The 12,123-nt window shown below is 71.1% G+C and carries 11 protein-coding genes; 2 read left to right on the top strand and 9 right to left on the bottom strand.

The features are described from left to right. The first annotated feature begins 50 nt into the window (after positions 1-50). On the top strand, positions 51-650 hold the full coding sequence (locus ACIHAD_RS27320) for an NUDIX domain-containing protein (RefSeq protein WP_397357482.1): 600 nt from the start codon (positions 51-53) through the stop codon (positions 648-650). Positions 651-659: 9 nt separating this feature from the next. On the opposite strand, the gene ACIHAD_RS27325 is transcribed toward ACIHAD_RS27320, so the two are convergent. The 9 genes from ACIHAD_RS27325 to ACIHAD_RS27365 all read right to left on the bottom strand — a co-directional run bounded on the left by ACIHAD_RS27325 (position 660) and on the right by ACIHAD_RS27365 (position 10,564). Further along, complete coding sequence (locus ACIHAD_RS27325; protein ID WP_397357483.1) at positions 660-3,512, bottom strand: CDP-glycerol glycerophosphotransferase family protein; 2,853 nt, start codon at positions 3,510-3,512, stop codon at positions 660-662. A gap of 104 nt (positions 3,513-3,616) precedes the next feature. After that, positions 3,617-3,931 carry an MGMT family protein gene (locus ACIHAD_RS27330; protein ID WP_397357484.1) on the bottom strand — a complete coding sequence of 105 codons (315 nt, stop codon included), beginning with the start codon at positions 3,929-3,931 and terminating at the stop codon, positions 3,617-3,619. Next, positions 3,919-4,278, bottom strand: a complete 360-nt coding sequence (locus ACIHAD_RS27335; RefSeq protein WP_358294348.1) for a hypothetical protein — start codon at positions 4,276-4,278, stop codon at positions 3,919-3,921. The genes ACIHAD_RS27330 and ACIHAD_RS27335 overlap by 13 nt, the downstream gene beginning before the upstream one ends. Before the next feature lie 56 nt (positions 4,279-4,334). Further along, a complete protein-coding gene (locus ACIHAD_RS27340; protein WP_397357485.1) occupies positions 4,335-5,504 on the bottom strand; it encodes a S8 family serine peptidase in 1,170 nt (389 codons plus the stop codon). Then, complete coding sequence (locus tag ACIHAD_RS27345; protein ID WP_397357486.1) at positions 5,480-6,280, bottom strand: hypothetical protein; 801 nt, start codon at positions 6,278-6,280, stop codon at positions 5,480-5,482. Before ACIHAD_RS27345 ends, ACIHAD_RS27340 begins: the two co-directional genes overlap by 25 nt. Positions 6,281-6,438: 158 nt before the next feature. Then, on the bottom strand, positions 6,439-7,671 hold the full coding sequence (locus tag ACIHAD_RS27350; protein WP_397357487.1) for a S8 family serine peptidase: 1,233 nt from the start codon (positions 7,669-7,671) through the stop codon (positions 6,439-6,441). Beyond that, a complete protein-coding gene (locus tag ACIHAD_RS27355; RefSeq protein WP_397357488.1) occupies positions 7,665-8,387 on the bottom strand; it encodes a hypothetical protein in 723 nt (240 codons plus the stop codon). Before ACIHAD_RS27355 ends, ACIHAD_RS27350 begins: the two co-directional genes overlap by 7 nt. A 46-nt stretch (positions 8,388-8,433) precedes the next feature. Then, positions 8,434-9,615 (bottom strand): adenylyltransferase/sulfurtransferase MoeZ, encoded by a 1,182-nt coding sequence (moeZ, locus tag ACIHAD_RS27360; RefSeq protein WP_397357489.1) that lies wholly within the window; start codon positions 9,613-9,615, stop codon positions 8,434-8,436. A 43-nt stretch (positions 9,616-9,658) separates the two neighbouring features. Continuing rightward, positions 9,659-10,564: an alpha/beta fold hydrolase gene (locus tag ACIHAD_RS27365; RefSeq protein ID WP_397357490.1), complete on the bottom strand. Its 906-nt coding sequence runs from the start codon at positions 10,562-10,564 to the stop codon at positions 9,659-9,661. A gap of 754 nt (positions 10,565-11,318) precedes the next feature. Here ACIHAD_RS27365 and ACIHAD_RS27370 point away from each other — a divergent pair. Beyond that, positions 11,319-11,741: a hypothetical protein gene (locus ACIHAD_RS27370; RefSeq protein ID WP_397357491.1), complete on the top strand. Its 423-nt coding sequence runs from the start codon at positions 11,319-11,321 to the stop codon at positions 11,739-11,741. The last annotated feature ends 382 nt before the right edge of the window (positions 11,742-12,123 follow it).

The raw sequence follows: 12,123 nt of genomic DNA on the forward strand, positions 1-12,123 counted from the left end.
CTCTTGTAACGTTGGGTTGATATCCGTGCCTCTGCTGGGGGGTTGGTCACATGCGCTGGCAGGTCCACTCCGAAACGTCGCTCTACGCCGACCAGTGGCTGGACATCCGGATCGCGGATGTGGAGCTGCCCGACGGGCGGCACCTCGATCACCGGCTAGTCCGCACCGCCCCGGCCGCGGGCGCGGTCGTCACCGACGAGCAGGACCGGGTGCTGCTGATCTGGCGCCACCGCTTCATCACCGACAGCTGGGGCTGGGAGGTCCCGCTCGGCCAGGTCGACGAGGGCGAGATGCCGATGGCGGCGGCCGCCCGCGAGGTCGAGGAGGAGACCGGCTGGCGTCCGGGGCCGCTGCGCCCGCTGATGTCCGTCCAGCCCGCCAACGGCTTCACCGACAGCCTCAACCACGTCTACCGGGCCGACTCGGCCACCCACATCGGCCCGCCCAGCGACCCGTGGGAGGCCGAGCGGATCGAGTGGGTGCACCTGTCGGGCATCCGCCGCCTGGTCGACGCCGGCCAGATCGTGTGCGCCACGACCCTGTCGGCGCTGCTCTACCTGCTCGTGGAGCACCTTCCCGCCCCGCCGCGCCCCTTCGGGTACGACGCCGGCAAGCCCTTCCTGCTCTCGGACCTGCCGATCGACCTCTGAGCCGCGCCCTCAGGAGAACAGGTGGTCGACCACGCGGGCCGTCGCCTTGCCGTCGTCCTTGGGCGCGTACGTGGCCCGGAAGGCGTCGTAGCGGTCGGCGTGCGCGGCGGCCACCTCGTCGATGGAGCGCAGCGCGTCGATCACCTCGGCCGACGTCGGCAGCACCGGGCCGGGCGCCTGCTCGGGCAGGTCGACGTAGAGCCCCCGCTTGGTGGAGTACTTCGCCAGGTCGTACCCGTAGAAGACGATGGGCCGGCCGGTGGCCGCGAAGTCGAACATGACCGAGGAGTAGTCGGTCACGAGGACGTCGGTGACCAGCAGCAGATCAGCCATGTCCGGATAAGTCGTGACGTCGTGGGCGATGTCGGGGACGGCGGGCATGGCCTGCATCGGGTGGGCGCGGACCAGGATCTCGTGGTCGGCGCCCAGAGCCTCGCGGGCCTTGGCCAGGTCGAGCTTGACCATCGCGTTCTTGCGGTCGTAGTCGCGCCACGTCGGCGCGTAGAGCACCACCCGCTTGCCCTCGACCAGCCCGAGCCGTTCGCGGACGGCGGCGGCCCTGGCCTCGCGCTCGGCTGAGTTGAGCACGTCGTTCCTGGGCAGGCCGCTCTCCAGGACCTCGCCCTTGTAGCCGAAGGCCCTGCGCAGCACGGTGGTGGCCCACGGCGACTGCGACAGCAGCACGTCCCAGCCGCGCACCTCGGCCGCCTGCCGGTGCCAGATCGGCGGACGGGGGTCGCGGGCCATGTGCGGCTGGTCGTTGCCGATGCGCTTGGCCGGGGTGCCGTGCCAGGTCTGCAGCACGACCTGGTCCTCGCGGGCGCGGAACCAGGCGGGCAGGAACGAGTTGGTGACGATGTGGCTGCTGCGGGCCAGCGCGGCGTGGTGCTCGCGGCTTCCCGCCCGTACGGCCCGCGCGCCGCCCGGCGGCACGAACGCGGCGTCCTTGACGATCCAGATGTGCTCGCGGTCGTCGCCCCTGCGCAGCCGCTCCTCGTAGATGGCACGCACGCTGTCGGCGTAGAGCCGGCCGTCGTTGACGACGTAGACGGTCGCGTCGTGCAGCGACTCGGTGCGCTGGGCCGGGTAGAAGACGCGGCGCAGCACGTGGGTGCCGGCCACGCCCCGCTCGTCGTGGGGACGCTCCTCCTCGACCGTGATCACCGGCACGTCGAACCGGGTGGAGATCATCCGGTACGCCCGGCTGTCGGCCGTACGCGGCTCCTCGTCGAGCCCCGGCAGGGCGGCGTGGTCCATCCGGAACGGCACGATCTCGCCCGACGGGTGCCGGAAGGACATGTTCCAGGTGCCCGACGCCAGCGGCACGGGTTCGCCGAAGCGGTCCATGGACGAGGGCGTCACGCGTACGGAGAAGTCGTCGCCCGACCGTTCCATGGGCAGCGAGTACGACAGCCCCGACCGGTGGCGCAGCGTCAGCACCCGGGGGCCGGGCGCGTCAGGGTAGTTGCCGCGCAGGACCAGCGTGGAGCCCTCCCAGACCGCGGAGGTGATCGCCGGCCGGATGCGGTGGGCGGAGACCACGACGCGGTCGCGCCGGTCGCCGAGCACGGTGATCTCCCGGTCGCCCACCGGCGTGCGCGTCTCGACCAGGTCGGCGAGCATGACGGAGGCCGCCGGGTCGCCCTTGGGCTCGACCCACAGCCGCCGCCCGTCCTTCTCCTGGAGCAGCGCGGGCACGGCGAGGCCGATCGACACCTCGGTGCCGCCGCCGGACGGCGTGAAGTCGGCCGCGATGCGGTGGCCGCCCAGCCTGGCGTGGCCCTTGGTCACGCTGCGGCCGGGCAGGAAGACCTTGAGTTCGAGGCGTTCGTCCTGGACCGACACGCCGGTGAGCTCGGCCCTGTTGGGCTGGAGCACGACCTGCAGCGCGCGGTCGGACGTCCAGACCGGACGCACCCACCAGCCCGGCTTCAGCTTGAGCCCGGCCGGGCGCTCGGGCCGGCCGATGGCCGAGCCGCGCAGCAGGCCGGTCGCCCGCGCGCCACGGCTCCAGAAGACGATCTCGGCCCGCCAGGTCGTCGCGTCGGGCACCCCGGGACGGTGGCGCAGCCGCCGCCGCACCGCGTGCACCATGCCGCGCACGGCCCCGCGCCAGCGCAGCGGCCACGGGCTCAGCTCGGCGGTGAAGCCGGACCAGTCGTAGTTGCAGCCGGGCTCGCGGGCCCCGTGAGTGGCCTCGGGGGCGAGCACCCGCTTGGTGCGCATGCGGATCGGCGGCAGCCAGCGCGGCCCGCGCAGCACCACGGTCGCCCAGTTGAACCTGCGGCTCCGGACGGACAACCCGGCCAGGTACGCGAAACCGGTGACGCGCAGCCTGCCGTCGACCCACACGATGTCGTCGATGTGGGTCACCGGCACCATGTCGGCGCGGCGCAGCCGGTAGAGGCCGGGCGGCAGCTCGTCGCGGAGGGGCAGGTCGGCGTACCAGCTCAGGCCCTTGCGGATGCGCTTGGACGGCTCGGCGGCCGCGGTGACGACCTTGACCAGCGTCTCGCCGTCGATCAGCTCGTCGTCGGGGCGGTGCTCGATCAGGTGGCAGATGACGCGGCGGGCGACGGGCAGGTCGCGCTTGACCTCCGCGGCCACGCCGGCCAGGTAGGGGCGGATCAGGGTGAGCAGCTCGCGGCGCCGCACCGGGCCGCGCTTGACCGCGAGGTCGATGCGCGACCCCAGAGGCCCGCTGAGCACCTCGGTGTCGAACGCCGCGTCGCGGCCGCCGGGCCCGACGGCACGCATGACCGCCTCAAGAGGCTCGCCACGATCGCAGAGATCCTGGACAGCCTTGAGGCGGTCGGCGAGCGTGTCGCCGCTGTGGCGCTGGGCTGTGACGCCGGTGGCCATCGTGGAGGCACCGCCTTTCGGGCCGCCTGTCAGTGTTCTGCCCATGGTAATGGGAGTCACATGTCACAGAATCGCCCTAACAGCGAAACCGCAGGTCAGGCCCCTTACTGAAAATCGGCTGAACGCCCGTCCCAGCGGGCCAGGCTCATGTCGGCGCGTTCGCCGCGCAGCGGGGTGCCCTCCTCGCGCCAGTGGGCCAGGCATCGTCGCAGGTGGTCGGGGGCGGCGCCGCTGCCGTCGGCGTGCACGACCCGCCACCACGGGACGCCGCCGCCCCAGGTGGACATCACCTTGCCCACCTGGCGGGGGCCGCCCTCGCCCAGGTATTCGGCGATGTCGCCGTAGGCCATGACCTTGCCCGGCGGGATGCGCTCGACCAGGTCGAGCACCCGCTCGGCGAAGGGGTTCAGGGGGTCCATGCGGCCGGGCCCGCGTCGATGATCTCGTCGAACTTGCCGATCTCCATCACCGTGCCGCCGGACAGGACCTCGATCACGCCGTCGCGCAGCGCGTAGATCTCGCCGTCCTCGCCCACCAGGCGGGCGCCGAGGGCGGCCGACAGCCGCAGGAGCTGGGCCACCTGCCAGTCGGAGCCGGGCTCGCCCACGACCTGGCCCTGCCAGCGCGCCACCGCGTGCCGGCCGCCGTCGTGGCCGGCCACGATCTCCTCAGATCCGCGCAGCTCGAAACCGGCCGGCGCGATGGCCTTCGCGAGCTCCGCGAAGGCGAGTGGCGACTCGCGCACCACCCGCAGCTCGTATCCCATGACGCGCGACCATAGCGGATCTTTACCCTCCACGCGGACGAAGTACGAGCGGTTCATCACTCCTTGCGCTGATTGAGAACGATGATCGCCCCGCAGAAGGTCACCAGCGCGACCAGGACACCCCCTCCGTACAGCCACAACCGCCACGGATCGGCCCCGGGACGGGAGGGCACCGGGGAGTCCTCGCCCCGGCCGAAGTGCTCCTTGCCGGAGGAGGCGACGCTGCGCTGCTGCCCGGCCAGGCGCTCGGCGGCGTTGAGCGCGGCCCCCGCGTCCACCACGCCGAACCCGGTGTTGTCGTCGTAGCCCGCCGCCGGACGGCCCCGCGCGCTGGAGGCCAGCGCCTGGGCCACCTGCTCGGGCGGCAGGGCGGGGTAGCGCGACTTGATCAGCGCGGCCACGCCGGCCACGAGCGCGGCGGCCGAGCTGGTGCCGTCGGACAGCTCGTACCCGCTGGGCCGTTTGACCACGGGCACCCGCACGCCGGGGGCGCCGACCAGGACCGACAGGTTGTCGCTGCTGAACGTGGCCTTCCTGCCCTGCTTGTCGGTCGCGGCGACGCCGATCACGCCCGAGTAGCCGGCCGGGAAGCTCCAGAACGAGGTGCCCTTCTCCTTGGCGTACGGCGTCTGGCCGTCGTTGCCCACGGCGGCCACCAGCACCACGCCCTTGCCCAGCGCGTACGACACCGCCTCGCGCTCGGACCTGACCGGGCCGTAGGAGCCGATCGACATGCTGACGACCTGGGCGCCGTGGTTGGCCGCGTACCGCAGGGCGCGGGCCAGCGAGCTCTCGGGCGACTGGACGTCCGTGGGCGGGAGCAGGTCGAAGTCCGGCTCGTCGTCGGTGACCAGGGGCAGCGACAGGATGCGCGACTCGGGCGCGACGCCGATCAGGCCGTCGTCGGCGCCGGACCCGGCGATCAGCGCGGCCATGGCGGTGCCGTGCCGTCCCGGGCGCACCTCGCGGGCCACCGCGCCCGAGCTCATGTCGGGCCCGGTCGTCACCCGGTCCTTCAGCTCCTTGATCCCGGTGTCCACAGCGCTGTCCACGACGGCGACCGTGACGCCCTCGCCCTTGGTCACGTTCCACGCCTGCTCGACGTTGAGCGCGTCCAGCACCCATTGCTGCTCGTCCCTGACCGGGGCGGCCGTGGGCCCGAGGAGGACGAGCAGCGTGGCCGTGAGCGCCCGTACGGCGGTCAGCACACGTTCCCCTGGGTGCACGGCGGGACCTTGGGGGGATCCGCCAGGAAGTAGGCGATCTGGTTGCCGACGGACTTGGCCGCCGGCCAGAGCTCGCTGTGCAGGATCTCCTCCGGGGGGATGGCGGCCCTGGTGCGCCCGTCGGCGTACCCGGCGGTGGAGAAGACGATGTACGGCCCGGCGCCCACCCAGCCGGTGCGCTGGCGCTGCTCGGTGCCGAAACGTTCGGTCACGGTGCCGGGGAAGGACACGGGCAGCACGCCCACCCGGTCGTCCTGGCCCAGTTGCTCGCTCGCCGACACCCTGGACTCCTCGTCCTTCAGCACGGCCACGCCGACGGTGATGACGAACGTGGAGGTCTGGTCGACGTACGTGGCGCGCAGCATCGTGACGCACCCGTGGCTGTCGAGGACCCCGGCGACGGAGGCGTCCACGCCCTTGCCGCACTCGGTCTCGGGGGCGATGCCGACCCGCCTGGCGTACTGCTGGGCGCGGTCGAGCCCGAGGTACTTGACCTCCTCGGGGAAGACGCCCGCGGCCGGCCACGCCTGCCAGCGCCTGGCGATCTCCTCCTGCTTGTACCGGTTCTGCTCGGCCGGGGTCAGCGGGCGCGAGCGCGTCTCGTTCAGCAGGCCGATCGTGCCCAGCAGCACCACGACGGCCGACACGGCCATGACGGCGCCGACCAGCACGACGAAGATGCGCCGAAAGCGGATGCCCTGCTGGAGAGCCGCCAGCTCGGCGCGTTCCCTGGCCTCGGTGCGCGTACGGGAGTTCGCCGCCGGCCAGGCACGCACGCGTGTCCGGCGGCCGGTCGACGCCCCGAGCGGGTTGCTCCCTCCCGGGGTGGCCTCGCCGGCGCGCGGTAGCCCTGAGGTCGACCTACGTGCCTTCACCACCCTGGCCTCGCTCCCGCGTTCGGTCGGTGTCTATTTCGTCCCCGTTAGGAGGCGGATCATGCGTCGTGTGAGCCGTGGTCGCGTCGTACGCGTCTGACCAGGAAGAAAATGACTCCCAGCGACGCGAGCGCCCCGGCCGCGGCTCCGGCCGCGACGGCCGCGTAGATCGTCACGCGGCGGCGGTCCCTGGTGGTGACCTTGATGGGCCCGGCGGGGCCGCCCGCCAGGGGCTTGGCGGGGTCCTGGGCCTGCGGGCCGGTCGCGGTCTCGGTGTGCGTGGCCAGGCGGGCGGCCTCGGCCAGGGCTCTGCGGGCGTTGACGACGCCGAAGCCGGTGCCGGTGTCGTAGCCACCGGGCGGGCGGTCGTCGGCGCTGTCGGCGAGCGCCTGGACGACCAGCGGCGACGACATCTGCGGAAACTTCGCCTTGATGAGGGCGGCCACCCCCGAGACGAGCGCGGTCGCCTGCGAGGTGCCCCGGCCGACCCAGTACTCGTCGCCGGGCCCCGCGCCCATGATGTCCACGCCCGGCGCGGCCACCAGCACCGAGGAGTTCCAGTTGGAGAACGTGGCCCGGCGCAGCCGCCGGTCGGTCGCGCCCACCGACACCACGCCGGGGAAGGACGCCGGGTAGGAGTAGGGCGCGAAGTCCCCGCCGGTCTTCCTGTCGCCGTCGTTGCCGGCCGCGGCCACCAGCACGACGCCCTTGGAGATGGCGTACCGGATGGCCGCCCGTTCCTCCCGGGTCGCGAGCTCCTTGGAGATCGACATGTTGATGACGTCCGCGCCCTCGTCGACCGCGTAGCGGATGCCCCTGGCCACGACGTCCTCGAAGCGCTCGGCCGAGTTGAACTCCCTGAACCCCGGCTCCTCGTCCTCCAGGATGACCCGTACCGACAGGACGCCCGCCTCGGGCGCGACGCCGATGACGCCCTGCCTTCCGCCGGGCCCGTGGCCGTGCCCGGCGATCAGCGAGGCCATGTACGTGCCGTGCAGCCGCCGCGGCTGGACCCCCGGCGGATTCGCGCCCTCGGTGAAGTCGCGGCCCACGGTCACCGAGCCGGCCAGGTCGCGGTGGGCCGGATCGACCCCGGAGTCGAGCACGGCCACGGTGACCCCGGAGCCCTTGCTGGTGCGCCAGGCCGCGGGCAGGTCGAGCGTGTCGATGACGGCCCGCTGGCCGCCGCGCACGTCGTCGTCGGCGAAGGCGGGCAGGACCGCGGCGGCGGACAACATCGTCCCGGCCAGCGCCGTCCCGGCCAGCGCCGTCGCGGCGCCGCGCCTCAGCACCGCCACTCCTCGGCGGCGCAGTCGGGCATCCTGGGCGTGCTCAGGTCGAGCAGCACGCGTTCCGACAGCTCGGTGGCGAAGGCGAAGATGGCCGGTCGTGACTCGCCGGCCGCGGTCGCGGGCCGGCCGTCCACCTGGCCCGCCGTGGTCAGCACCACGTACGGCCCCGCCTGGCGCACCGACCCGGCCTGCCGCATGGACGGCGTGAAACGTTCGGCGACCGTGCCCTTGAAGGCCAGCGGACGCAGCCCCGGCACGGGCTTGCCGTTGTCGGCGAACGCGCTCCTGGCCCGGACGGCGCGTGACTCGTCGGGCAGCGCCACCACGCCCACGGTGACGAGCACCCCGCGCAGCGCGTCAATGTAAGTGGCCCGCAACACGCCCCTGCATCCCGCCTCGCGCAACGTCCTGACCGCCTTCGCGTCGAGGGACTCCGCGCCGCAGCCGGTGTGCGGCGAGATGCCGATGCGCTCGGCCCGTTCCTGCCCGCCCTGCTCGGCCGCGTACGGCAGGGCCGCCGGGAAGACGCGCCCGGCGGGCCAGGCACGCCAGCGTTCGGCGACCTCCTGCGTGGCGGCCGCCCGCAGCTCGGACGCGCTCGGGCCACGGGTCAGCTCGGTGCCGGCCGCGCTCCCGGCCACCCCGGCGGCCACCGCGCAGACCAGGGTCAGCGCGGAGGACACCACCAGGGTGGGCCAGGGGCGGGCGTGGTTCACGACACCGACCTTAAGCGCCTCGGCGGACGGTTCCCCGGAAAACGCCTCAGTAGCTGGGCAGGCTGGGGTCGACGGTCTTGACCCAGCTCAGCACCCCGCCGCCGACGTGCACCGCGTCGCCGAAGCCCGCGTTCTTGACGATCGCGAGGGCCTCGGCCGAACGCGCGCCCGACTTGCAGTGGAGCACGATGCGCTTGTCCTGCGGCAGCTTCTCCAGGGCCGAGCCGTTGAGGAACTCGCCCTTGGGGATCAGCCTGGCGCCCGGGATGGACACGATCTCGTACTCGTTGGGCTCGCGGACGTCGACCACGTAGATGTTGTCGCCCTTGTCCATCATGGACTTGAGCTCCCGCGCGGTGATCGTGGAGCCGCTGGCGGCCTGCGCGGCCTCGTCGGAGATCGCGCCGCAGAACGCCTCGTAGTCCTCGAGCAGCTCGGTGACCGTCGGGTTCTTGCCGCACAGCACGCACTCGGGGTCCTTGCGGACCTTGACGTCCCGGTACTTCATCTCCAGGGCGTCGTAGATCATCAGCCGGCCGACCAGCGGGTCGCCGATGCCCGTCAGGAGCTTGATGGCCTCGTTGACCTGGATCGAGCCGATCGACGCGCACAGCACGCCGAGCACGCCGCCCTCGGCGCACGACGGCACCATGCCGGGAGGCGGGGGCTCGGGGTAGAGGCAGCGGTAGCAGGGGCCGTGCTCGGCCCAGAACACGCTGGCCTGGCCGTCGAATCGGTAGATCGAACCCCACACGTACGGCTTGCCGAGCAGCACGGCGGCGTCGTTCACCATGTAGCGGGTGGCGAAGTTGTCCGTGCCGTCGACGATGAGGTCGTAGGCGGAGAAGATCTCCATGACGTTCTCGGTGGTCAGGGTCGCGTTGTGGACGACGACCTCGACCAGCGGGTTGATCTCGCGGACCGACGCCGCGGCGCTCTCGGCCTTCAGCCTGCCCACGTCGGACTGGCCGTGGATGATCTGGCGCTGCAGGTTGGACTCATCGACGACGTCGAAGTCGATGATGCCGAGGGTGCCGACACCCGCCGCCGCCAGGTACATCAGGGCGGGCGAGCCCAGGCCGCCGGCGCCCACGCACAGCACCTTGGCGTTCTTCAGCCGCTTCTGCCCGGCCATCCCGACATCAGGGATGATCAGGTGGCGCGAGTAGCGGCGCACTTCATCTACGGTCAGCTCTGTGGCCGGCTCGACCAGCGGTGGCAACGACACGTTCTACGCTCCCGTTTCAGGGGGTCACATCTCTAGCTGAAACCTACTCGGCGAGTGGGGCATTCCCCAATCTCGTCTCACCGATCAGACGGCGTGCCTCCGCCGCCACCACGCGCGGCATCTCCATCATCGCCACGTGCCCCGCCGTCGGCAGCAGCACGAGCCTGACCTGCCGGAACGTACGGGCCGCCTTCGCCGCCATGGCCGGGCGCACCAGGCGGTCGTGCCGGCCGTGGACGATGAGGGTCGGCGCCTCGACCTTGGCCGCCTGGCGCCACAGGGTGTCCTCACCCCGCCGGAAGTACTCGGCCACGATGCCCCTCGCCGAGCCGATCATGGCCTCGCCCGCGTACGGGACGTCGTCGCGCCGGCGCAGTTCCTCGACGGCGTCGGCCAGGCGTACGGGGTGCACGGCGTTCATGTTCGCCCAGACCATGGCGAAGGAGGCGTTGATGCGCTGCTCGGCGGAGAGCAGGCGGAGCTTGCCCGCCACCCATTCGCCCACCCTGGGCACGGCTGCGGCGGCCACGCGGACCGGGCCGTACCTGGGGAGCAGGTCGGGCAGGGCGGGCGAGACCAGCGTGAGCGAGCGGACCAGGTCGGGCCGGGACGCGGCGACCCGCACCGCGACCGCGCCGCCCAGCGAGTTGCCGAACAGGTGGGCCGGGCCGGTGTGCTCCATCAGGCCGATCACCGCGGCGGCGTGACCGCCCACGGTGTAGTCGCCGTCCTCCGGCGCCGGGGAGAAGCCCGCGCCGGGCAGGTCGAGGGCGTGGCCGGTGACGGTGTCCTTGAGCTCGTCCATCAGGTCGGTCCAGTTGGTGGCCGAGCCCGCCAGCCCGTGGACGAACACGGCCTGCTCGGCCGGGCCGTCCTCGGGGGTGGATCGCACGTGCACCGAACCGATCATGCGTCCCGGCCAGTGAGGGATCGGCTCCGCCGCTGTCATACGTCCTCCTTGTCGCTCTTCCACGATAACCAGCGCACTCAGGCGGGCTCTGCATTCCGTGACCATCAGAGCATCGCTGGACATACGGGACGCAAGGGGGTGTCATGCCCTCCGGCCGCATGGGGACATGTGGGACCAGCCCTGAAATTTCCGCCCATAGAGACCTAATGGATCTCATGGCAGCTTAAGTGTGCGGCAAAAGCTGCCTGTCACCGTTTACCGGGCTCAGCACGGGTAAGCATCACACACGGACACAGTGTGCGACTTACCGGACACTCTCGGTTAGTGATCGGAAGGTCGCGGCCACTGGAAATCCATCGGGAAAGCGTAATGGCATTTCCCGAACGATCCCGACGGCAGCATCGTCCAGCATTTCTCATGCCGACGCACCGGTGTGCCACGGCGAGCATTTCCATGAACCGTTGACACACGCATGGCCACAGCCTTCCCGGCACGTATGGCCATGTCGCCATTCCACGAGAAAAGCACGGCCGACGCTGCCGGAACCCGATGTGATGGGCACTCCGTCATATGTACATAATCGGACATATCATTGCATTTCATTCGATAGAGCTGTAATGCAAGCAATAAGATTCCTAATGCATAGCAAAATAGGGCCACTCCTGTTTGCTGTAGCTCTGTCTCGGAAATGACATTTCACGGATGGCTCATCAGCTAATCGTTCAAGACCTGGCTCCCGGATCTCTCGGGAACGTCTAGAACGGGGCAACCAATCCTTTAGGGGGAAAACGCAATGCCCAAGCTCAAAAGTGTTATCGCAGGTCTCGCCGTCAGCACCGCGCTGACCGGCGGCGTGGTCAGCCTGGGCGCGACGACCACCGCCAACGCCAGCACCGCCAACAACGTCACCAGCCCGACGACCCTCAGCTGGGGCGATGGGGACGGCCACGGCTGGGGCCACCGTCGCCACCACCGCTGCAACAGGAACCGCCACGGCTGGGGCGGCGGCTGGGGCGGCGGCGGCGGCTGGGGCTGGGGCGGCGGCGGCTGGGGTGGCGGCTGGCGCCGGCACCGCGGTGGCGGCGTCTGCGTCAAGATCTTCAACGAGAACACGAACGACAACACCGAGACGAGGACCAACAACGAGCTGCGCGATGACCGCCGGGCGCGCTTCGACCGCGATGACCGCCGGACGCGCTTCGACCGCGAGGACTGATCGCGCGGGAATGGTGCCCGCAATCCATGGATGGTCGCTCTTCACGGCGAAGTGAATCCGACCGGCGAGTACTGGGCTCTCAGGAAGTGACCGCACCCGGACATTGCGGGGCCGCCTGAGTTTCCTTTCTCTTCTGTCACCGCGGCAATTCCCGGTGAGGGCTCCACTGGCATTCTGCCGGTGGAGCCCTCACTGCGTTCTCCCCTGAATGCTGGATCCACCCGATCCCCTCGTCCCAATGAGTCCGAAATGTCCGATTATGTACCATGATGCGTCATAGTGTCGGACAAGAGAGGACAATGTCCGTTTGTGGGGCATTCGGTGGGATATATCCCTGGCATGGATGCTCGCTAGCGGGCATCCACGCCGCTCCAAAGAAATC

Source organism: Nonomuraea sp. NPDC052265 (genome assembly GCF_044547985.1).
In the GTDB taxonomy this organism is placed as follows: Bacteria; Actinomycetota; Actinomycetes; order Streptosporangiales; family Streptosporangiaceae; genus Nonomuraea.

Coding starts and splice junctions, on each gene's coding strand:
- ACIHAD_RS27370 (WP_397357491.1), top strand. CDS start 11,319: ATGCCCAAGCTCAAAAGTGTTATCGCAGGTCTCGCCGTCAGCACCGCG.
- ACIHAD_RS27325 (WP_397357483.1), bottom strand. CDS start 3,512: ATGGCCACCGGCGTCACAGCCCAGCGCCACAGCGGCGACACGCTCGCC.
- ACIHAD_RS27330 (WP_397357484.1), bottom strand. CDS start 3,931: ATGGACCCCCTGAACCCCTTCGCCGAGCGGGTGCTCGACCTGGTCGAG.
- ACIHAD_RS27365 (WP_397357490.1), bottom strand. CDS start 10,564: ATGACAGCGGCGGAGCCGATCCCTCACTGGCCGGGACGCATGATCGGT.
- ACIHAD_RS27335 (WP_358294348.1), bottom strand. CDS start 4,278: ATGGGATACGAGCTGCGGGTGGTGCGCGAGTCGCCACTCGCCTTCGCG.
- ACIHAD_RS27320 (WP_397357482.1), top strand. CDS start 51: ATGCGCTGGCAGGTCCACTCCGAAACGTCGCTCTACGCCGACCAGTGG.